Annotated in this window: 27 protein-coding genes and 1 pseudogene; 22 read left to right on the top strand and 6 right to left on the bottom strand. The window is 65.6% G+C overall.

The features are described 5' to 3' along the window. Positions 1-51 precede the first annotated feature (51 nt). Positions 52-645: a gamma-glutamylcyclotransferase gene (locus tag AC07Z7_RS19470; protein WP_094286037.1), complete on the bottom strand. Its 594-nt coding sequence runs from the start codon at positions 643-645 to the stop codon at positions 52-54. A gap of 99 nt (positions 646-744) precedes the next feature. Between AC07Z7_RS19470 and AC07Z7_RS19465 the strand changes: the two genes are divergently transcribed. Continuing rightward, on the top strand, positions 745-1,281 hold the full coding sequence (locus AC07Z7_RS19465; RefSeq protein ID WP_094286035.1) for an OmpA family protein: 537 nt from the start codon (positions 745-747) through the stop codon (positions 1,279-1,281). Between the two features lie 119 nt (positions 1,282-1,400). Here AC07Z7_RS19465 and gloA read toward each other — a convergent pair whose 3' ends face one another. Beyond that, entirely contained in the window at positions 1,401-1,814 is a 414-nt protein-coding gene (gene gloA, locus AC07Z7_RS19460) for a lactoylglutathione lyase (protein WP_494767349.1), read from the bottom strand. Next, on the bottom strand, positions 1,811-2,362 hold the full coding sequence (locus AC07Z7_RS19455) for a PaaI family thioesterase (RefSeq protein WP_494767348.1): 552 nt from the start codon (positions 2,360-2,362) through the stop codon (positions 1,811-1,813). The genes gloA and AC07Z7_RS19455 overlap by 4 nt, the downstream gene beginning before the upstream one ends. A gap of 73 nt (positions 2,363-2,435) precedes the next feature. Between AC07Z7_RS19455 and AC07Z7_RS19450 the strand changes: the two genes are divergently transcribed. The 4 genes from AC07Z7_RS19450 to AC07Z7_RS19435 are packed head-to-tail and all read left to right on the top strand — an operon-like array spanning position 2,436 to position 6,184. Next, positions 2,436-2,936, top strand: coding sequence for a MarR family winged helix-turn-helix transcriptional regulator (locus AC07Z7_RS19450; RefSeq protein WP_094286029.1), 501 nt, complete (start codon positions 2,436-2,438; stop codon positions 2,934-2,936). Beyond that, complete coding sequence (locus AC07Z7_RS19445; RefSeq protein ID WP_494767347.1) at positions 2,926-4,188, top strand: MFS transporter; 1,263 nt, start codon at positions 2,926-2,928, stop codon at positions 4,186-4,188. Before AC07Z7_RS19450 ends, AC07Z7_RS19445 begins: the two co-directional genes overlap by 11 nt. A 41-nt stretch (positions 4,189-4,229) precedes the next feature. Further along, the gene (locus tag AC07Z7_RS19440; protein WP_494767346.1) at positions 4,230-4,766 is read left to right on the top strand and encodes a MaoC family dehydratase; all 537 of its coding nucleotides are present in this window, start codon (positions 4,230-4,232) and stop codon (positions 4,764-4,766) included. Next, positions 4,763-6,184 (top strand): MATE family efflux transporter, encoded by a 1,422-nt coding sequence (locus AC07Z7_RS19435; protein ID WP_494767345.1) that lies wholly within the window; start codon positions 4,763-4,765, stop codon positions 6,182-6,184. Before AC07Z7_RS19440 ends, AC07Z7_RS19435 begins: the two co-directional genes overlap by 4 nt. A gap of 70 nt (positions 6,185-6,254) precedes the next feature. On the opposite strand, the gene AC07Z7_RS19430 is transcribed toward AC07Z7_RS19435, so the two are convergent. The 3 genes from AC07Z7_RS19430 to AC07Z7_RS19420 all read right to left on the bottom strand — a co-directional run bounded on the left by AC07Z7_RS19430 (position 6,255) and on the right by AC07Z7_RS19420 (position 10,006). Continuing rightward, the gene (locus AC07Z7_RS19430; protein ID WP_494767344.1) at positions 6,255-7,055 is read right to left on the bottom strand and encodes an SDR family NAD(P)-dependent oxidoreductase; all 801 of its coding nucleotides are present in this window, start codon (positions 7,053-7,055) and stop codon (positions 6,255-6,257) included. 97 nt (positions 7,056-7,152) lie between these two features. Beyond that, the gene (locus AC07Z7_RS19425) at positions 7,153-9,537 is read right to left on the bottom strand and encodes a putative bifunctional diguanylate cyclase/phosphodiesterase (RefSeq protein ID WP_494767343.1); all 2,385 of its coding nucleotides are present in this window, start codon (positions 9,535-9,537) and stop codon (positions 7,153-7,155) included. 28 nt (positions 9,538-9,565) lie between these two features. Continuing rightward, positions 9,566-10,006, bottom strand: a complete 441-nt coding sequence (locus AC07Z7_RS19420; protein WP_494767342.1) for a hypothetical protein — start codon at positions 10,004-10,006, stop codon at positions 9,566-9,568. Positions 10,007-10,238: 232 nt separating this feature from the next. On the opposite strand from AC07Z7_RS19420, the gene AC07Z7_RS19415 reads away from it, so the two are divergent. The 17 genes and pseudogenes from AC07Z7_RS19415 to AC07Z7_RS19335 all read left to right on the top strand — a co-directional run. Next, positions 10,239-10,472, top strand: a complete 234-nt coding sequence (locus AC07Z7_RS19415) for a hypothetical protein (RefSeq protein WP_494767341.1) — start codon at positions 10,239-10,241, stop codon at positions 10,470-10,472. Positions 10,473-10,475: 3 nt separating this feature from the next. After that, positions 10,476-10,679, top strand: coding sequence for a hypothetical protein (locus AC07Z7_RS19410; RefSeq protein ID WP_494767340.1), 204 nt, complete (start codon positions 10,476-10,478; stop codon positions 10,677-10,679). A 38-nt stretch (positions 10,680-10,717) separates the two neighbouring features. Continuing rightward, complete coding sequence (locus AC07Z7_RS19405; RefSeq protein ID WP_494767339.1) at positions 10,718-10,909, top strand: hypothetical protein; 192 nt, start codon at positions 10,718-10,720, stop codon at positions 10,907-10,909. Positions 10,910-10,911: 2 nt separating this feature from the next. Next, a complete protein-coding gene (locus tag AC07Z7_RS19400) occupies positions 10,912-12,210 on the top strand; it encodes a protein rep (protein ID WP_494767338.1) in 1,299 nt (432 codons plus the stop codon). A 42-nt stretch (positions 12,211-12,252) separates the two neighbouring features. Next, on the top strand, positions 12,253-12,447 hold the full coding sequence (locus AC07Z7_RS19395) for a hypothetical protein (RefSeq protein WP_494767337.1): 195 nt from the start codon (positions 12,253-12,255) through the stop codon (positions 12,445-12,447). A 90-nt stretch (positions 12,448-12,537) separates the two neighbouring features. Next, positions 12,538-12,732, top strand: a complete 195-nt coding sequence (locus tag AC07Z7_RS19390; protein WP_494767336.1) for a hypothetical protein — start codon at positions 12,538-12,540, stop codon at positions 12,730-12,732. Between the two features lie 2 nt (positions 12,733-12,734). Continuing rightward, positions 12,735-13,172 carry a hypothetical protein gene (locus tag AC07Z7_RS19385; RefSeq protein ID WP_422849584.1) on the top strand — a complete coding sequence of 146 codons (438 nt, stop codon included), beginning with the start codon at positions 12,735-12,737 and terminating at the stop codon, positions 13,170-13,172. Beyond that, the gene (locus tag AC07Z7_RS19380; protein ID WP_494767335.1) at positions 13,169-13,816 is read left to right on the top strand and encodes a hypothetical protein; all 648 of its coding nucleotides are present in this window, start codon (positions 13,169-13,171) and stop codon (positions 13,814-13,816) included. Before AC07Z7_RS19385 ends, AC07Z7_RS19380 begins: the two co-directional genes overlap by 4 nt. A gap of 93 nt (positions 13,817-13,909) precedes the next feature. After that, complete coding sequence (locus tag AC07Z7_RS19375; RefSeq protein WP_422849582.1) at positions 13,910-14,074, top strand: hypothetical protein; 165 nt, start codon at positions 13,910-13,912, stop codon at positions 14,072-14,074. A 12-nt stretch (positions 14,075-14,086) separates the two neighbouring features. Beyond that, positions 14,087-14,926 carry a major capsid protein P2 gene (locus tag AC07Z7_RS19370; protein WP_494767334.1) on the top strand — a complete coding sequence of 280 codons (840 nt, stop codon included), beginning with the start codon at positions 14,087-14,089 and terminating at the stop codon, positions 14,924-14,926. A 2-nt stretch (positions 14,927-14,928) separates the two neighbouring features. Further along, on the top strand, positions 14,929-15,210 hold the full coding sequence (locus AC07Z7_RS19365; protein ID WP_422849580.1) for a hypothetical protein: 282 nt from the start codon (positions 14,929-14,931) through the stop codon (positions 15,208-15,210). A gap of 2 nt (positions 15,211-15,212) precedes the next feature. Further along, the gene (locus tag AC07Z7_RS19360) at positions 15,213-15,473 is read left to right on the top strand and encodes a hypothetical protein (RefSeq protein WP_422849579.1); all 261 of its coding nucleotides are present in this window, start codon (positions 15,213-15,215) and stop codon (positions 15,471-15,473) included. Between the two features lie 23 nt (positions 15,474-15,496). Continuing rightward, the gene (locus tag AC07Z7_RS19355; protein ID WP_494767333.1) at positions 15,497-15,853 is read left to right on the top strand and encodes a hypothetical protein; all 357 of its coding nucleotides are present in this window, start codon (positions 15,497-15,499) and stop codon (positions 15,851-15,853) included. Continuing rightward, positions 15,846-16,379, top strand: coding sequence for a hypothetical protein (locus AC07Z7_RS19350; RefSeq protein ID WP_494767332.1), 534 nt, complete (start codon positions 15,846-15,848; stop codon positions 16,377-16,379). Before AC07Z7_RS19355 ends, AC07Z7_RS19350 begins: the two co-directional genes overlap by 8 nt. Continuing rightward, positions 16,376-16,945 carry a hypothetical protein gene (locus AC07Z7_RS19345; RefSeq protein ID WP_494767331.1) on the top strand — a complete coding sequence of 190 codons (570 nt, stop codon included), beginning with the start codon at positions 16,376-16,378 and terminating at the stop codon, positions 16,943-16,945. The genes AC07Z7_RS19350 and AC07Z7_RS19345 overlap by 4 nt, the downstream gene beginning before the upstream one ends. Positions 16,946-16,948: 3 nt before the next feature. Further along, positions 16,949-17,269 carry a hypothetical protein gene (locus AC07Z7_RS19340; RefSeq protein WP_494767330.1) on the top strand — a complete coding sequence of 107 codons (321 nt, stop codon included), beginning with the start codon at positions 16,949-16,951 and terminating at the stop codon, positions 17,267-17,269. Beyond that, positions 17,266-17,646, top strand: a pseudogene (locus AC07Z7_RS19335) (hypothetical protein); the annotation flags it as partial. The gene AC07Z7_RS19340 and the pseudogene AC07Z7_RS19335, both read left to right, overlap by 4 nt.

Genomic DNA, 17,646 nt, shown 5'->3' with positions numbered 1-17,646 from the left:
CAAGGGCACAGTCTCGCCACCTGCTACACACGCGTCCAGCAAAAGTGTGCACTATGCCTCTTTTTGGGCCAGCGCAATCAGTCTTGCCAGAGCCCGGTCGTGGATGCCATGGCGGCGCAACTCATCGTAGGTGGCCTGGGCATAGTCACGCGTGGTGCCATAGCGGCCGCAGGCCTCGTCAAAAATGCGGCGGTATTCGTGGTCGGGCAGCTCGCCCGTGTGGTTGGGGCTTTTGCGCGACAGGGTGAAGGCCAGCGCTTGCACGGGGCCCTGGGGCGTGTGGCAGGTGAGCCAGCGCGGGTCGTACACGGCGGTGGGCATCTCGCGCTGCCACAGGTTGATGAGCACTTGGCGGGCATGCGCCTTGTCCACCCGGAACACCATGCCCCGGCAGCTGCCGCCCGAGAGCATGCCGAACACCAGGCCCGGACATTCAGGCGTGCCCCGGTTGATGCGGCTCCACATCTTGAGGGCCCGGTGCCAGCCGTGCACCGTGGCCGGGCGGCGCTCGGCGTAGTCGAAATCCGGGCGCCAGATGAGCGAGCCGTAGCCAAAGATCCACAGGTCCTGGTGGCCGCCCCATTCATGCAGGGCGCGCTCCAGCATCGGGGCCGGATCGCGCAGGGGCACGGGGAAATTCGTCATGGGTGCACTCTACAATCGAAAGCTTTGTTCAGCAGGCCGGGCCCCAAGGCTTGGCCATTCGCTCATCTATTCATTCATCCATCACTCGGGGGATTTTCCATGTCCAGTTCTGACGACGATAGCCAACAACGTTTTGCCCTTGGTTTCCTGTTTGCGCTGATTGCGCTGGTGATTTCGGCCGTGGTGGGCACCGTGGTGGTGAAGCGCGTCGGCGCCTCGGGCGCGGCCAAGCCTGCGGCCACTGCTGTTGCAAGCAGCGCGCCAGCGGCACCCGCCGCTGATGCTGCAGCTGCCGCGGCCGACGAGGCCAGCGTGCGGGTGGAAAACGGTGTGGTGAAGTTCTACTTTGCCACCGCCAAGGCCGACCTGGCGGGCGGTGCCAACGAGGCCCTGGCCGATGTGGTCAAGGGTGTGGCCGAAGGCAAGAAGGCCGTGGTCTCGGGCTTTCACGACGCCACGGGCGACGCCGCCCTGAACGCCGAGCTGGCCAAGCAGCGCGCCTTTGCCGTGCGCGACGCCCTCAAGGCACTGGGTGTGGCTGAAGACAAGATTGAGCTGAAGAAGCCAGAAGAAACCACGGCCAGCGGCAGCAATGCCGAAGCCCGCCGCGTGGAAGTGGGCCTGGGCGCGCTGTAACAACTGCACCCCTGCACTCCATAAAAAAACCCGGCAAAGCCGGGTTTTTTTATGGTCAAAGATGCCTTCTGCGCTCGTCCATCATGCCAAAGCAGCTACATTTTTGATAGTAGCCATCATCAACGCAGACCCTGGCCACCCGCGCCTTCGGCGCGCTGAATCAACTCGATCTTGTAGCCGTCGGGGTCCGTCACAAACGCAATCACCGTGGTGCCGCCTTTCACCGGGCCCGCTTCGCGCGTCACGTTGCCGCCCGAGGCCTTGATCTTCTCGCACGCGGCATACGCATCCGGCACCCCCAGGGCAATGTGGCCGTAGGCCGTGCCCATCTCGTAGCTTTCCACGCCCCAGTTGTAGGTCAGCTCGATCTCGGCCTGGTCGGGGTTGCCGCCCTCGAAGCCCAGAAAGGCCAGCGAGTATTTGTACTCGGGGTTCTCGGACTGGCGCAGCAGCTGCATGCCCAGGACGTTGGTATAGAAATCAATCGAGCGTTGAAGGTTGCCAACGCGCAGCATCGTGTGGAGGAATTTCATCCCTTCGATTGTGCAGGCAAGTCGAAAACCAGGCAGGTGGTGGTGGCGTGGGCATAGAGTGTGCCGTCCGGCCCCACCAGGCGCGCCTCGGCCGTGGCCAGCTGGCGCCCGCTGTGGATCACGCGGCCTTCGGCGCGCACGCGCTGCACCTTGGGGGTGATGGCCTTGACGAGGTTGATGCCCAGCTCGGCCGTGGTGTAGCCGCGCCCGGGTTCCATGCGCGTGTGCACCGCGCAGCCCAGGGCCGAGTCGAGCAGGGTGGCAAACCAGCCGCCATGCACCGTGCCCATGGGGTTCAGGTGCTCTGCGCGGGGCGTGCCCTGGAAGATGGCCGTGCCGTCGCCCACTTCCACGATCAAGAAGTCCAGCGTCTTGGCAATGGCGGCATAGGGCAGCTCGCCGCGCAGCGTGGCCTGCATCTGCTGCAGGCCGTTCAGGTGGGCGATCTGCTCGCGCCGGGCCACGCCCGGGCCGGGGCCTGCTTCCAGGGTGGCGAGGATGTCGCGCTCTTGCGCCAGCCAGTGTTCGAGGTGGTTGTGTTGGGTCATGGGGTGTCCTGGTCGTTGCCGTGGTTGAAATCGATGACTTGCATATGCAATTATTGCAGATACAATTAAATCCATGCAAGCCGAAACCAGCCCCCAGCGCCTTGGCGCTTCTGCCGCAACCACTGCAGTGCCGCAGGGCTGCACCAACTTCAAGCTGCGCCAGCTCATGCGCCGTGTGGCCAACCACTACGACGTGGAAATGGCCCGCTGCGGGCTCAAGACCACGCAGTATTCGCTGCTGTCCCACGTGCTCAAGCTCGGGCCGATCCGCCCGGGCGATCTGGCGGCTGAGATGAAGATGGACGCCTCCACGCTCACCCGCAACCTGCGCCCGCTGGTGGACGCAGGCTGGGTCACGCTGGAGGCGGGCACCGACGCGCGCAGCCGCCTGGTGCACATCACCGACGCGGGCCGCGACAAACGCGCCGAGGCCCAGCGCCACTGGAAAGCCGCCCAGCTGGCCCTGAACGACGCCCTGGGTGCCGAACGCGTGGTGGCACTGCATGCACTGGTGGACGATTCACTGCAGCTGCTGGCTGCGCTGCCCAACCAGGAGACCGGCCATGACGACTGACACCCAGCCCACCCAAACCAGGTCGGCCGCACCCACCATCGCCCTGTGGCTGGTGCTGCTGGCGGCCGCAGGCACCTTTGCGCTGACCATGGGCACACGCCAGACCATGGGCCTGTTCCTCTCGGCGCTGAACACCTCCACCGCGCTGGGCATTGGCAGCATCAGCCTCGCGTTTGCCTTTGGCCAGCTGTGGTGGGGCCTGACCCAGCCGTTTGCCGGCGCAGTGGCCGACCGCATCGGCACCGGCCGCGTCATCCTGCTGGGCGTGGCGCTGGTGGCGCTGGGCACCTTCATCACCCCCTACATGACCACCACCGCCGGGCTGATTTTTGCGATTGGCGTGCTGGCCGCGGGAGGGGCGGGCATGGCCGGCCCCTCGGTGCTGATGGCGGCCACGGCGCGGCTGGTGCCTGCGCACAAGCGCGGGTTAGCCAGCGGCATCGTCAACGCAGGTGGTTCGTTTGGTCAGTTTGTGATGGCGCCCATTGCCATCAGCCTGACGGCCGCCGTGGGCTGGGCCAACGCCATGCAGTGGCTGGGCGTGCTGGTGCTGCTGGCGCTGCCTGCGGTGTGGGTGCTCAAGGGCAATTCCAACGCGCTGGCGGCGCAGGCCGCTGCCGCATCGGGCCAGAAGGCGCTGACTGCGCGCGAGGCCATAGCGCAGGCGCTGGCCACGCCCAGCTACCGATATCTGGCGGCGGGTTTTCTGGTCTGCGGCTTCCATGTCGCCTTTCTGGCCACCCACCTGCCGGGCGTGATCGCCGCCTGTGGGCTGGCCCCCGACGTGGGCGGCTGGGCGCTGGCCGTGATCGGGCTGTTCAACATCGTCGGCAGCCTGGCCATGGGCTGGGCCGTAGGCCGCTGGCGCATGAAGTCGCTGCTGGCGCTGCTGTACGCCACACGGGGCATCGCGGTGCTCATCTTTTTGCTAGCACCCAAAACGCCCACCGTGGTGCTGGTGTTTGCTGCTGTGATGGGCGTGACCTTTCTCTCGACCGTGCCGCCCACGGCGGGCCTGGTGGCCAAGATGTTTGGCACGGCCAACATGGCGATGCTGTTTGGCATCGTGATGCTGTCGCACCAGATCGGCGGTTTTCTGGGCGCCTACCTGGGCGGCAGCGTCTTCCAGGCCACGGGCAGCTACGACTGGGTCTGGTACATCGACATCGCGCTGGCCGCCGGGGCAGCGCTGGTGAACCTACCCATCCGCGAATCGCCGCTGCCGCGCCGGGCCGCTGCCGCTGCGGCCTGATCCCTCCACACATTTTTCTTCGACATCGAAAGCAACCTGCCATGACTTCCACCCTGGCGGCAGCCGCCGCATTGCCCGAAACGCACACCCCGCTGTACCTGGACGACATGGCCGTGGGCGACCGCTACACCAGCGGCGAACACGCGATGGACGAGGCCCAGATCAAGACATTTGCCGCCCAGTTCGACCCCCAGCCCTTTCACCTGGACGATGCCGCAGGCCGCGCCACGCTGTTTGGCGGACTGGCCGCTAGCGGCTGGCACACGGCGGCCGTCACCATGCGGCTGCAGGTGACCACGGGGCTGCCGATTGCGGGCGGCATCATCGGCGCCGGGGCCGAGATCAGCTGGCCCCGTCCCACCCGCGCGAGCGATGTGCTGCATGTGGTGAGCGAGGTGATGGAGATCCAGCCCTCCAGATCCAAGCCTGACCGGGGCATGGTCACCGTGCGCAGCGAAACCCGCAACCAGCATGGCGACGTGCTGCAACTGTCCACCGTGCGCATCGTGGTGCCACGGCGGCCCGGCGCAGCAACCGCACTCACTGCACCCACCGCAGCAGCAAGGGCGGCTTCATGAGCACCGCAGCAGCGACCCCGGCGCTCGACCCACGCACGCGCCTGCTGCTGGAGGCGCCCATCGCCCCCACCTTGCTGCGCCTGGCCATGCCCAATGTGCTGGTCATGCTGGCCCAGGCGGGCGTGGGCCTGATCGAAACCTATTTTGTGGGCCAGTTGGGCACCGATGCGTTGGCGGGCATGGCGCTGGTGTTCCCGGTGGTCATGCTCATGCAGATGACCTCGGCAGGTGCCATGGGCGGCGGCATTGCCTCGGCCATTGCGCGCGCGCTGGGTGCACGGCGGCGTGACGATGCCGATGCGCTGGTGCTGCACGCGCTGGCCATTGCGGCAGTGTTTGCGCTGGTCTTCACCGTGGGCGTGGTGGGAGGAGGGCGCTGGCTCTACACCCGCATGGGCGGCACGGGCGGGGCGCTGGAGGCGGCGCTGGTCTACTCCAACTGGGTGTTTGCGGGCGCGGTGCTGGTCTGGCTGTTCAACACCCTCTCGGCCGTGATCCGTGGCACCGGCAACATGGCTGTGCCGGCGTATGTGACGGTGCTGGGCGCCATCGTGCTGGTGCCGCTGTCGCCGCTGCTGATCTTTGGCTGGGGCCCGCTGCCGGGCTTGGGCATTGCGGGCGGTGCCATTGCGCTGATGGCGTACTACGCGGTGGGCAGCGCGGTGCTGGCGGCATACCTGTGGTCGCCACGCAGCCTGCTGCGGCCGTCGCTGGCGCACATCCGTTTTCGCTGGGCGCTGTTCAAAGACATCCTGCGCGTGGGCCTGGTGGGCACGGTCTCCACCGTGGCCACCAACCTCGCGATTGGCGTGACAACGGCGCTGGTGGGCGGCTTTGGCACAGCGGCCATTGCGGGCTATGGCACGGCATCGCGGCTCGAATACCTGCTGGTGCCGCTGGTGTTCGGCCTGGGCGCGCCCCTGGTGGCCATGGTGGGCACCTGCATTGGCGCGGGCCAGCGCGAGCGGGCCCTGCGCGCCACCTGGATCGGCGCCGCCATGGCCTTTGCCATGGCCGAGGCCATCGGGCTCTGGGCCGCTGCTTACCCTGCCACCTGGCTACGGTTATTCAACAGCGACCCGGCCATGCTCGAATCCGGCGCGCTCTATCTGCGCACCGTTGGCCCGATGTATGGCTTCTTTGGCCTGGGCCTGGTGCTGTACTTTGCCTCGCAGGGGGCAGGGCGCCTGATGTGGCCGGTGATCGGCAACATCGCCCGGCTGGCGGTGGCCGTGGCCGGGGGCTGGCTGGCCCTGCGCTGGGGCGGCGGGCTGCAGGCGGTGTTTGCTGCGCAGGGCGGGGCGCTGGTGCTGTATGGGCTGATCAACGCCTGGGCCATTGCGGGCGGTGCCTGGTTTGGCCGGGTGGGCTGGCCGCGCAGCATGTCGGGGCTGCTGCGGCGCGTGGCACAGGCCTGAAATATGAATAAAAACCGGCTCTACCGCCTGATGGTATTGCCCTTCAAGCTATCAATTCAATAGCTTATAGCTACACCGGCACGGTGTAGTTCAGCGTCATGCGCCCGCCGTCCACCGTCACGATCTCGCCCGTGACGTAGCTGGCGGCGTCACTGGCCAGCCAGGCCACCACATCGGCAATCTCCGACGGCTCGCCCAGGCGCTTCATCGGCGTGCGGCTCATGATCTTGTGTTTGGCTTCTTCGCTGGTCAGCACCGCCTTGGCGGCCAGTTCGGTGGCAATGGTGCCGGGGGCCACGGCGTTCACGCGGATGTTCTTGTCGGCCAGCGCCAGTGCCATCACCCGCGTGAGCTGGTTCACGCCGCCTTTGCTTACGTTGTAGCTGGCGATGTTCGGAATGGCCAGCACGCCATTGACCGAGCTCATGTTGACGATGGCGCCACCACCCGATGCGACCATGGCCCGCGCCACGGCCTGACCCACGAGGAACGCGCCCTTGAGGTTGACCCGCAGCACGGCGTCAAAGTCCGCCTCGGTCACCTCCAGAAAGTCCGCCGCGCGGAAGATGCCCGCGTTGTTGACCAGCACATCAATGCGCCCATGGGCCGCGAGCACCTGGGCCACCAGCGCATCCACCTGGGCCTTGTCGCCCACATCACAGCGCACATACAGCGCGCCCAGCTCGGCTGCCAGGGCCTGGCCGCGTGCATCGTCCACATCCACGATGACGGGCTTGGCGCCTTCGGCGGCAAAGCGGCGCACGCAGGCTTCGCCAATGCCTTGCGCGCCACCGGTGACGACGCAGACGCGGCCTGTGTGGCCAAAGTGGACGGAAGACGGGAGGGAGGGGGCAGGGCGTAAAGGATTCATGGGCGTGGATGGTAGCGGCTGGGGAGGAGGGCAGCGCCGCAAACGCAGCAGTTTGCGCTTTTGCCAGCGCGTGAACAGGACGGTCAACGGTCAACGGTCAACGCACAGGCTGCCCGGCGCCGCCCCACTCAGGCGATGGTTGCCACGCCCGGATCCAGCGGACCAGATCCGGCAGCGGCATGGGCCTGGCAATGCCATAACCCTGCAAACCATCGCACCCCAGCTCACGCAGGGCCTCGGCATGGGCCGGGGTTTCCACGCCTTCTGCCACCACCGTGCGGTGGAACGCATGGGCCAGGCTCACGATGCCGCGCACCAGGGCGCGATCGCGCTCGTCGTTGAGCATGTCGCGCACGAAGGACTGATCGATCTTCACGATCTGCGCGGGCAGGCGCTGCAGGTAGGTGAGCGACGAATAGCCCGTGCCAAAGTCGTCGATGGAACACTGCACGCCCAACTCGTCCAGCCCCTGGATGACGTAGGCCACGGCCGAGAGGTCGTTGAAGGTCTCGGTCTCCAGCAACTCGACCTCCAGAAACGGCTGGGGCAGGGAAGGGTGCTGCCGCAGGAGTCGGCCGACTTCCTGCTGAAACCGGCGGTCGATGAGTGTGGACACAGCGACGTTGATGCTCAAGGGCAGGGGGCTGCCCTGGGCGACGAGCGTGAGACCGGCCTTGAAAGCAGCGGACAGCACCCAGTAGTCGAGCTTGCTGGCCGCAGGGGTGCCCACAATGTCATCCATGAAAGCGCCGGGCGCCAGCAGTCCCCGCTCGGGGTGGTGCCACCGGATCAGGGATTCGGCCCCAATGAGCTGCCCATCGGAAATCCTGACCTTGGGCTGGAAGAACAGCTCCATCTCGCCTCGCAGCAAGGCGTCTTCGACCAGCTTGGCCGTGTGCCTGCGCGCCTGCACCCGCTGGCCCTGCTGGATGTCGAACACCACGATCCGGTCTTTGCCTTGCTCCTTGGCTGCATACAGTGCCAGGTCTGCATGGCGGATCAGGCCATCGGCGTCGGCGACATCATCGGGGTAGAAGGTGACCCCGGCGCTGCAGGTCAGGCGCAGATGCGCGTTGTCCAGCACCGCCGTCCGCGCGAGTGCCTGGCGCAGGGCTTCCAGCCGTTGCAGGGCGGCCTCGGTGTGTGCGCAGTCTCTCAGTGCCACGGCAAACTCGTCGCCACCAATGCGGCCAATGAGGTTGTCCGGCCCCGCCTCGGCCCGCAGGCGCTGGGCAAACACGCGAAGGAACTGGTCCGCCAGCGGCTGGCCCCATTGCTCATTCAGGTCCTTGAACTGGTCGATGTCCAGCAGACACAAGGCCAGGATGGTGGTGGTTTCGGTGCTTTTGTGGAGGGTCGCATTCAGCTCCTTGGCAAACAGGCGGCGGCTGGACAGGCCGGTGAGGGCGTCGTAGTTGCCAAACTGCTGCAGCGCCTGCTCCAGGCGGCGTTGTTCGGTCACATCCTTGCCCACCGACACCCACTTGCGCACCACGCCATCCGGGTCCCGGATGCCTTCGATGGTGACTTCCGAGACAAAAGCCTCGCCGTTCTTGCGGCGCCGGACCACCTCGCCATGCCAGCGGCCGTCCCTCTCGATGGCCTGCGCCACGCGGCGCAGGAACGTGGCTTCGCCCCCTTCGTCAATGCGCAGGACGGCGGACGACTTGCCAATCAGTTCTTCGCGTGAATAGCCCAGCACGTTGGTGTAGGTCGGGTTGACATCCAGCACCGTGCCATCCGGCTGCACGATGGCGATCGTGTCCTTGCTGTTGACAAACACGCTGGCGGCCTGGCGCGCCTCGGCGAGCATGGTCTTCAAGGTTTCGGCCGTCTGCTCCAGGGCTTCTTCGCGCTGGTTGAGCTTTTGCGTGTTGTCGAGCAGAAACCCCAGCAGCACCGTGCCGATGGGATAGATCACCACCACCGCCATCCAGGACCGCTCTGTGACCGCCCGTGCGATCTCTGGCGGCAAGGTCTGTATCGCCAGCATCCCGCCCGCCGCCAGGCTAAAGCCCAGCCCGACCAGCCAGAACCCATCGGACCAGGCGCCAAAGCGCTGCCGAGAAAAGTAAGGCCTGTAGCGCTGCCAGAGCCACCCGATGCCCGTGGTCAGCACAATCCCCACCATGGCCGGGCCGCTGCCAATGCCCCCCAGGCTAAGCCGGTAGGCCCCCAGCACCACCGCGCACAAGACAGCCCCCAAGGGCGATAGATAAGCACCGGCCAGGCCCGCCATCACCAGCCGGGCATCAACAATCACGCCTTCGGCCAACCGCAGCGGCACGAGCATGGTCAGGATGCCGGTCAGCCCAAACAGGAACCCCGTGATCCAGGGCAACCACCGCTGACGCGCCTTCCGGATGCTCAGATCAGGATGGCGCAGCCCGCTCAGGACAATGCTGTACAGCGCGGCCAGAAAGCACAGCAGGCCCGCGTTCATGCCCATGTCCCGGATCAAAGACGTGGTGTCGATGTTCATGGCGCCTTGTGGTGCGGTAGGTGGAACATCATAGGGAAAGACGGTGCAGTTGGGCTGGTTTGTGGAGTGTTCGTGAAGGACGATCAATAGTTGATACGATGTATAAATGTTCTGCCTGAGAAGGCTGAGCTAACTTCGCGTCAGCATTAGAGATTCCGCCCACTCCAAGCGCCACCAAAATGGTGGCCGCCGTGCCGCCCATACGCCGGATCACCTTCTTCCAGGCGTCGGCGTCTTCTTCCTTCTCGGCGTTCTGTGCGCGCTCGAGCTCTATCTCTGCCACCACGGCAGCGGGCTGCTCCCCCAGCAGTTCGGCCACCTTGAAACACATCAGCGGGCCCATCGCCCCACGTCCAGCCTGCCAGTCGCTCACCCGGTGGCGGCTCACGCCCAGCAACTTGGCTAGGGCGTAGTCGCTGACGATGTTGTGTTTTGCCTTCACGGCGGCGAGGTATTCACGTGTATTCATGGCTGGCGTCCTTAGGCAGTGTTCCTAAGGCGGGAGTGTCTCCGAACGTTCGGGCCTCATCAACTGGTATCGAGACAGTACGTACTGAGTGCTTGACGTAGTACTGAATCCAGACCTATAGTCGCGCCGTCCCCCGGTCAGACCACATCAACCCGGAGGGCTGGCGCTTTCAACCTGGTTCCTGCTGGCCAGGGGACACCCTCGATGGCGCCGGACCTCTCGAAAGCGCCACATGTCAGAACTGAACACCATCGACCGCAGTGATCTGCGGCTGTTCTTGGTCGAAGAGCGGAAGAATGTCGCCGCCCTGCAGGCCGTCGACAAGGTCATCGACAGCCCAGAATTCCCAGAACTGAAAGTCCAGCTGTGCCACACCTGGGCCTGCGTCATGAACTCCTGGCGCGAGAACACCGACCGCATCGTCCGGCGCGGCGGCCTGCTGCACATCGGTGCGGGGTGGGTCTGAGCCATGGCAACCACCATCAAGACTGCCCCGGGCGAGCAGGTAACCGTCGCCCCCATGCTGATCCCTGTCTTAGGCGGTGTGCCTGAGGCCCGTGTCCAGCTCATCTTGCGCCGTGGCCCCATCGTCATCGACCGCAAGCTTTCCCCGGCAGATGCCTACAGCCTGGGCATGGCCCTGTGTGCAGCGGCTGGGGACGCCGCGCCATGAGTACGCCCGCCCCAACACGCCCAGCGGCTGAAAAGCCCATGTTCCCCCAGCTCCCCAACGAAGACCTGCAGATGGCCCTGGGCATGGTCACCACGGCCCACGGCTGGCTGCAGGAGGCCTATCGGCTGGTCGAGGGCCACTACACCCTGCGCATCCAGTGCGAGACCGCTGGCAAGAGCGCCAAGCACCTGCGCGAGATGATCGCGGCCCGCACCAAAGGCGGGGTGTAACGATGTCTCGGTATACACGCGAAATCCATACACACGGCGGCGATCTCCACGCGCGGCTCGATACACAGCGGCAGGGCCTGAAACGGCGCCACACGGCCCTGCGTACCTCGCAATCCATCCTGTTCGTCAAGAACCTGGAGCCCAAGGCCCAACACCGCACGGTCTGGTGCCACCGCCACGTGATCGACGATGTGGCGATGCCGGTGTTCCGCAAGTTCGACGGCGCCCGGGCACGCCTGGGCAAGGTCAAGACCTGCGGCAGCGTCTGGGCCTGCCCGGTGTGCGCCGCCAAGGTGGCCGAGCAGCGCCGCCGCGAACTGCAGCACGCCATGGTGTCGCACGTGGCGGCCGGTGGGCACGCCTACCTGCTGACCTTCACCTTCCCCCACTACGTGGGCCAGCCCCTGGCCGAGCTGATGGAGCCTTTCGGCAAGGCCCGCCAGTCGTTCCAGAACTGCCGCAAGTGGAAAGCGGTGATGGAGCGGGCCAACAAAATCGGCGTGGTCAATTCCCTGGAAGTGACCTATGGCGGGGCCAACGGCTGGCACCCGCACCTGCACATGCTGGTGTTCTGTGACGCCGGGGCGTTCGCCGAGGGCCCAGCCGATGACGCTGGCCGCCTCAACAGCGCCGCCATCGAGCACCTGCGCGGCCACTGGGTGCGCCTGCTGGAAAAGCGCGGCCTCGTGGACGCCAGCAACCGCAACTGGGCCGGTCAGTACGCATTGGACGTACGGGGCGGCAAGGACGCGGCCGACTACATCGCCAAGTGGGGCCACGATGAGACCTGGGGCATGTCCTCCGAGCTCACCAGCAGCCACGCCAAGATCGGCAAGCGCGACAACTGGGGCGCGCGCGAGCACTACACCCCCTTCCAGCTATTGGAGCTGGCCCGGGCTGGTGATGGGCACGCGATCTGCGCCTTTCGTGAGTTCGTGGCCGAGTTCGACGGCCGCCGGATGCTCACGTGGTCGCGCGGCCTGAAGGATCACTTCGGCATCGACGAGATCGAGGACGACGAGGCCGCCGCCGAGCCCGAATTGAGCCTCGATGACGAGCACCAAGTCGGGACCATCGAGCAAGAGCAGCTGCAGGTGCTCACCCGTTACGGGAAGCTGGGCGACTTCCTCGCCCTGGTGGCCCAGCACGGCCACATCCCCGAGGCCCAGCAGCTGATAGACGACTGGATCGAGGCCGTCGCCGATGCCGGGGGTCGGCAGGGCAGGGGAGACATCCTGGTCGATCGCCTGCGGCTCACCGATCACAGCTACTTTTTTGTCCCCGATCTGGTCGAGGGCTGAAGCCGCGCCGGGCGGTCCCCGGCATTCAACTGGAGAACGCAGATGCGTCAATTCAACCCCTGGGACCAAGTTCAGGTCAAAGACGAAGACCACGAGCACTTCGGCCGCGCCGGTAAGGTGGGGCGGGTGCAAGACGAAGAGGGCAATCCGCTCTACGAAGACACCCAAGTCCCGGTTTTGCTGGACGGCGAAACCGAAGAGCTGGTGTTCGACGCTGCCGAGCTGCGGAGACTGTAAGCCATGGCCCGCAAGTCCGAACGAGTGGGGCGCGGCAAGTGCCCAATGTGCGGGGACCGCGTCACGTTCCACCGGACGGCGGGCGGTGCCTTGAACTACGAGTGCGAGGCCGACGACTGCGGCCACAGCGCCTACGCCCACCGGGGCAGCGCCTGCGAGCGCGACTGGCTGGCAAGCATCGAAAAAGCCCCAGCCCCGGTAGCCGACCCCACCCCGGCACCAGCTCCGGGCCCCGCGCCGGTACCGGCACCACCAACCCGTAAATACGCCCTCCTGATCGGTTGACCATGACCACCAAGCCCGAAGCCATCGACCCCCTCGAACAAGTCACGTTCACCCCGGTGGACGCACCATCGGGCCCCGCGCAGGCACAGCAGCAGGCCGAGGCCGACGAAGCCGCGCAGCAGGAAGCGGCCATGCTCCAGCAGGTCAGCCTGGGCATCTCACGCATCGTGTTCGCAGGCCTGCGCGCCGTGCGCTCGGCCATCGCCAAGAGCATGCCGGAGATCATGGAAGAGTGGCCCGACGATGTGCTGCGCGGCCCCGCCGACGCCGCCGCCCCGGTGCTGCAGCGCTACATGACCCGGATCACCGAACTGGCCGGCCGGAACCCCGAAGTTGCCATGCTGGTGATCTCCCTGGTGCCCCTGGCCATGGGCTACGTCACGGCCCTGGAGAAACACGGCCGCACCATCGAGGCCACCCCGGTGAAGGAATCCGCGTGACGCCTTTTCGCTGGGCAGCATTCGGCGCCACCGGCACCGGCAAGACGGCCTGGGTGGTGCAGCAGCTGCAGAAGCTCAAGCCCCGCCGCCTCATGGTGTGGGACCCAAAGCACGACGACATGCTCAACGGGGTAGGCGAACCCTTCACCGACTGGGCCGCGTTCGTCCGGGCCTGCCGGGGCAAGGCGTTCCAGGCGCGCTACCTGATGAACCATGACTTCAACCAGCACGAGCAGTTCGCCCGTTTCTGTGAGCTGGCATGGCGCGAGGGCAACGTGGTGCTGTTCGTGGACGAACTGGCCGAGGTGACCAAGGCGAGCCACGCGCCAGCCGCCTGGAAAAAGATCGTGAACGTGGGCCGCCGCTACGAGAACGGCACCAAGTCGATCAGCATCATCGGGGCCAGCCAGACCCCGACCGAGGTGGACAAGTCCTTCCTGAACAACTGCGACTTGATCCACACCGGCCGCCTGGGCAACGTGGCCGCCGCCAAGTCCTTCGCGCAGCAATGGGGCATCAACGTGGCCGAGATCACCGGCCTACAGCCACTGCACTGGTTGGAAAAACGCGACACATCGCCAGAAATTTCACGCGGGATGCTGAAATTTTCTGGCCGCCAGCAGGCCCAAAAACGGGCGCCTTAGGCGGTGTGCCTTAGGGCACGGATTTGGTTTTTTGTCCCTCGGGCGGTCTCATCGGGTTGTCTTTTCAACCAACCCCGGACGCCTGAGGCCGACATGAACCTGACCACTTCCCAGCTCACCAAAATTGCAATCGCGCTGGGCGGTTGCTTCGCAGCCTACAAGTTCATCGACAACCCTGCAGCGCGCACCATGGCGCTCGGCGTGGCCGGTGTCATCGTGGCCCGCCAAGTGCCCTACATCCAAGACGCACTCAACTGATCGGGGCACGCTATGAACAAGCAAATTGCCCTCGATCCGTTCCAGAACGTTGTCGCGTCCGGTGTCGCTATCTCGGACATGACCAAGCTGCTCGGCTCTGTGCTGGAGAAGCTGACCCTCACCCTCGGCGGTACCTTCACCAAAAGCATGATCGCCAAGATCGAGCTGAAGGCCAACGCCAAGACCATTTTCGAAACCGATGGCTCGAAACTCGATGCATCGAACCTGTACAACGGCGGCGCCTCGGACGTGACGATCCTGAAGATCGATTTCATGGACCGCAAGGCCGTGACGCCCAACGCGCGCCAGGCAGGCGCCATCGATCTGAGCCAGCCATCGGGCATCCGCACGCTGCGCCTGGAAGTGACGATCAGCGGCGCCACCAGCCCGACGCTGGTTGGTGTGGCCGATGTGTCGCCACCCACCAACGATCCGGCCGAGGCACTGATCCGCCCGCTGATCGCGCGCCGTCATCGTTCGACCCAAGTGATCGGCGGTGCAGGCACCTTCGCCCTGCTGGTCCCCCACGTGGACCCCGCTGGTGGTGGCTCCAACTACCGCCGCATCTACATCTACAGTGCCAACATGACGGCCCTGAAGACCGTGCGCGAGGGCATCACCGAGCACGAGCTGACCAAGCTGCAAAACGAAGCGCTGCAGAAGGACAACTTCAAGGTGCCGCAGGCCAATCTGGTGGTGTTCGACCCAGTGCAAGACGGCCAACTGTCCGGCCGCACCTGGGACACCCGCCGCGAGGTGGGCATTGCCAGCGCGATCTTCTATGGCACGTTCTCGGCCGGTGAAACCATCACCATCGAGACCGAAGAACTGCTGCCCTACGGCCCGTACTGACCATGACCAACGCGGAACTGATCGACCAACAGGACCGCCTTCGTCCACTCCGCATGTTTGTCGGGGTGTTCTCGGGTGCTCTTGCGGGCTATGACCAGGCGCTGGCGACGGAAGACGCCACGTCCTGGAATCTCGCTGGGCAGTACCAGACCATCGGCCCCGGTGGCGTTGCCATCGAAGGCCGGCCGATTGCCATCGGCCGCACCGGGGGCGTGTACATCTCGCCCATGCTGGTGCTGATGGGCCTGGGCGCTGCCGCAGTGCTGCTGCTGCGAAAGGGTTAGGAATGGCTGCGGGCCTCTCTCTCTCCCTGCCGTTCGGCGGCGGTGCTGGTGGCGTGGGCTTCGGCATGGGCCTGCCGCCTATCGGGTTTTCCAGCTCGGCCAGCTCGGGCATGGATCAACGGGGCGCGAGCTTCGGTGCCAGCAACGGCGACTTCATCGTGAACATGGGCGGCTCTGGCGTTTCGCTGCAAGGGGCCTCCGGTGGAATCAACTGGTGGCTGATCGCCGCAGGAGTCGCCGCGTGGTACTTCCTGCGCAAGTAACCCCCACCGCCTGGACGCCGGAAATGATCGAGGCCATGCGGCCATCGGTCGAGGCCAGCCCCTGGGGCGGCTTGGCGGTACCGCGTGAGGCGCTGCACGGCTCCCATCTGTTCACCTTCACCGATGGCGGCCAGCGTGCGCTGGTGGCCCTGCGGCCTGTGGTGTTCGGGCGCGGCACCCGCCTGGATGTGGTGGGGCTGGTGAGCCAGGGTGATCGCCTGCACGGTGCCGAGTTCGACGAAGCCCTGATGGGAACCGCGCGCTGCTTTGGCGCCAGCGTCCTGGCAATGACCACCGCCCGAGAACACATTGAACGCCAGTGCCTGCGCCAAGGGTGGGAACGCACTGGTTCCGTGATGACGAAAGCAATCCATGTCTGAAAGCAACAGCGATACCTCGCAGAGCACCAACCAGACCGACAACCGCAGGGTGATCGGGCAGGGCGGTGCCTCGGCTGAAGGTGGATCGACCATCACGATCAACACGTTGGACGGCAACGCGGTGAACGCCGCCTTCGCCTATGGCAACGATGTCGGAAAAACCGCCTTCGGCTTCGGCAACCGGGCCATCGAATTTGCGGGCGACACGGTGATGGGTGCCCTCGGCTTTGGTGGTAAGGCCCTGGACGCTGCCCTCGATGCCAACAGCGACGCGCTGGCCTTCGCGGAGTCAACGAACAACGCCGCCCAGCGCAACGCCTACAACTTCGCCAGCGACGCCCTGGGCGGTTCGCTCGGCCTCGCTACCTCGGCCATGAACAAGGCCTTCAACAGCGCTGAGTACGTGGGCTCGATGGTCAAGGATGCCTACGCCGACGCCAAGGGCCGGGGCGCGCTGACAGACAAGATTCTGATCGCCGCCGTGCTTGCCATGGCGTGGGTCGCTTACACCTCGGTGAAGAAATGAAGCCATCCGCCATCTACTCGTTTCAGGTGCCCGCCAGCGGCGTGTACCAGCTCCCTGTGATCGGGGAGTACTTCAAAATCCTGTCGGCCGACGGTGCTGTAGATGTGCGCGCCGAGTGGGGCACGCTCAAAGGGCTGGTTGCGGGTCAGGGCCTTGAGGCCACGCCATTCCAGCGCCTGGAAATCACCGATGTATCGGGCGCAAACAACAACCTGCGCATCTTCATCGGTGATGAGAAATTTATCGACGGCCTGGGCGGGACGGTCAGCGTGTCGCAGACCGTGGTGGCCCGCACATCGGCGTTCACCAACCTGAACAAGACGGTAACCAATGCCAGCGCCCAGCTGCTGGCGGCCAACCTCGCCCGCCAATACCTGCTGATCCAGAACAAAGACACGGCCGGGAACCTGTACGTGGGCTTCGGCGCCGGGGCGGCCACGGTCGCCAACGGTGTGCGCATCATCCCGGGCGGCGCGCTGGAGCTGGTGGGCGTGTGCACCACGCAGGCCATCCAGTGCATCGGCGATATCGCCAGCAATGCCAACGTCGTGACGGTGGAGGGCTGACGCATGCCAGTTACCAGCGGATCAGCAGGGGGCCTGTCCGGGCTGAATCTCAAGGCATGGGCCTACATCCGGGCAGATGGAACATTGCTAAAGGGCTTCAACGTGGCGTCCACGTCGCGCGGCGGAACGGGCAACTACACGGTGAACTTCACTGCAGCTATGGCGGGAACTGATTACCTTGTACGGCTCACCTCGGCCGAGGGCGGCGGGCGTGCCATTGGCCGTGCAACCGCTCGCACAACGGGCAGCGCGACGCTCGGAGTGCAAGACCTGAACGCTTTCGGCGCCACCGATTACGGCGGGCTGTGGGAGTTCTATGAATGACCCAATCCCGCCTCTTGTTCCTGCTGGCCGGGGCCGTGGTGGTGCTGGTCGCGGTGGACCTGGCGAAGCGCCAGCAAGGGCAGGGCGCACCGGCCTGGGACGGCATCTTGCCCGATGGGTGGCAAGGCCTCGCGCCAGAGTGGGCGGGCGGTGAGCCTGACCAGACGACAACGATTTTTGAGGATGTGATCGTGAGCCTGACCCCCAGCACCTACGCACCGGTCAACGTGCCGGCCGATGTGGCCGCCAGCAACGTGCGCGCCTTCCTGGACATGATCGCTTTCAGCGAAGGAACCAAAGGCCACGGCGATGACGGCTACAACGTCCTGTACGGCTACGGCCAGTTCGACAGCTACGCCGACCACCCACGCCAGTAC

Source organism: Acidovorax sp. GW101-11A03 (assembly GCF_059424825.1).
The sequence above is the reverse complement of the archived record's forward strand: the minus strand, read 5'-3'. Positions and strand labels throughout refer to the sequence as shown.

Bases quoted from the DNA above. Each gene is read 5' to 3' on its own strand.
- AC07Z7_RS19385 (WP_422849584.1), top strand. From the start codon at position 12,735: ATGACCACCAAGCCCGAAGCCATCGACCCCCTCGAACAAGTCACGTTC.
- AC07Z7_RS19445 (WP_494767347.1), top strand. From the start codon at position 2,926: ATGACGACTGACACCCAGCCCACCCAAACCAGGTCGGCCGCACCCACC.
- AC07Z7_RS19360 (WP_422849579.1), top strand. From the start codon at position 15,213: ATGGCTGCGGGCCTCTCTCTCTCCCTGCCGTTCGGCGGCGGTGCTGGT.
- AC07Z7_RS19375 (WP_422849582.1), top strand. From the start codon at position 13,910: ATGAACCTGACCACTTCCCAGCTCACCAAAATTGCAATCGCGCTGGGC.
- AC07Z7_RS19355 (WP_494767333.1), top strand. From the start codon at position 15,497: ATGATCGAGGCCATGCGGCCATCGGTCGAGGCCAGCCCCTGGGGCGGC.
- AC07Z7_RS19450 (WP_094286029.1), top strand. From the start codon at position 2,436: ATGCAAGCCGAAACCAGCCCCCAGCGCCTTGGCGCTTCTGCCGCAACC.
- AC07Z7_RS19405 (WP_494767339.1), top strand. From the start codon at position 10,718: ATGTTCCCCCAGCTCCCCAACGAAGACCTGCAGATGGCCCTGGGCATG.
- AC07Z7_RS19400 (WP_494767338.1), top strand. From the start codon at position 10,912: ATGTCTCGGTATACACGCGAAATCCATACACACGGCGGCGATCTCCAC.
- AC07Z7_RS19455 (WP_494767348.1), bottom strand. From the start codon at position 2,362: ATGACCCAACACAACCACCTCGAACACTGGCTGGCGCAAGAGCGCGAC.
- AC07Z7_RS19365 (WP_422849580.1), top strand. From the start codon at position 14,929: ATGACCAACGCGGAACTGATCGACCAACAGGACCGCCTTCGTCCACTC.
- AC07Z7_RS19430 (WP_494767344.1), bottom strand. From the start codon at position 7,055: ATGAATCCTTTACGCCCTGCCCCCTCCCTCCCGTCTTCCGTCCACTTT.
- AC07Z7_RS19395 (WP_494767337.1), top strand. From the start codon at position 12,253: ATGCGTCAATTCAACCCCTGGGACCAAGTTCAGGTCAAAGACGAAGAC.
- AC07Z7_RS19410 (WP_494767340.1), top strand. From the start codon at position 10,476: ATGGCAACCACCATCAAGACTGCCCCGGGCGAGCAGGTAACCGTCGCC.
- AC07Z7_RS19470 (WP_094286037.1), bottom strand. From the start codon at position 645: ATGACGAATTTCCCCGTGCCCCTGCGCGATCCGGCCCCGATGCTGGAG.
- AC07Z7_RS19340 (WP_494767330.1), top strand. From the start codon at position 16,949: ATGCCAGTTACCAGCGGATCAGCAGGGGGCCTGTCCGGGCTGAATCTC.
- AC07Z7_RS19420 (WP_494767342.1), bottom strand. From the start codon at position 10,006: ATGAATACACGTGAATACCTCGCCGCCGTGAAGGCAAAACACAACATC.
- AC07Z7_RS19415 (WP_494767341.1), top strand. From the start codon at position 10,239: ATGTCAGAACTGAACACCATCGACCGCAGTGATCTGCGGCTGTTCTTG.
- AC07Z7_RS19440 (WP_494767346.1), top strand. From the start codon at position 4,230: ATGACTTCCACCCTGGCGGCAGCCGCCGCATTGCCCGAAACGCACACC.
- AC07Z7_RS19465 (WP_094286035.1), top strand. From the start codon at position 745: ATGTCCAGTTCTGACGACGATAGCCAACAACGTTTTGCCCTTGGTTTC.
- AC07Z7_RS19345 (WP_494767331.1), top strand. From the start codon at position 16,376: ATGAAGCCATCCGCCATCTACTCGTTTCAGGTGCCCGCCAGCGGCGTG.
- AC07Z7_RS19425 (WP_494767343.1), bottom strand. From the start codon at position 9,537: ATGAACATCGACACCACGTCTTTGATCCGGGACATGGGCATGAACGCG.
- gloA (WP_494767349.1), bottom strand. From the start codon at position 1,814: ATGAAATTCCTCCACACGATGCTGCGCGTTGGCAACCTTCAACGCTCG.
- AC07Z7_RS19435 (WP_494767345.1), top strand. From the start codon at position 4,763: ATGAGCACCGCAGCAGCGACCCCGGCGCTCGACCCACGCACGCGCCTG.
- AC07Z7_RS19350 (WP_494767332.1), top strand. From the start codon at position 15,846: ATGTCTGAAAGCAACAGCGATACCTCGCAGAGCACCAACCAGACCGAC.
- AC07Z7_RS19370 (WP_494767334.1), top strand. From the start codon at position 14,087: ATGAACAAGCAAATTGCCCTCGATCCGTTCCAGAACGTTGTCGCGTCC.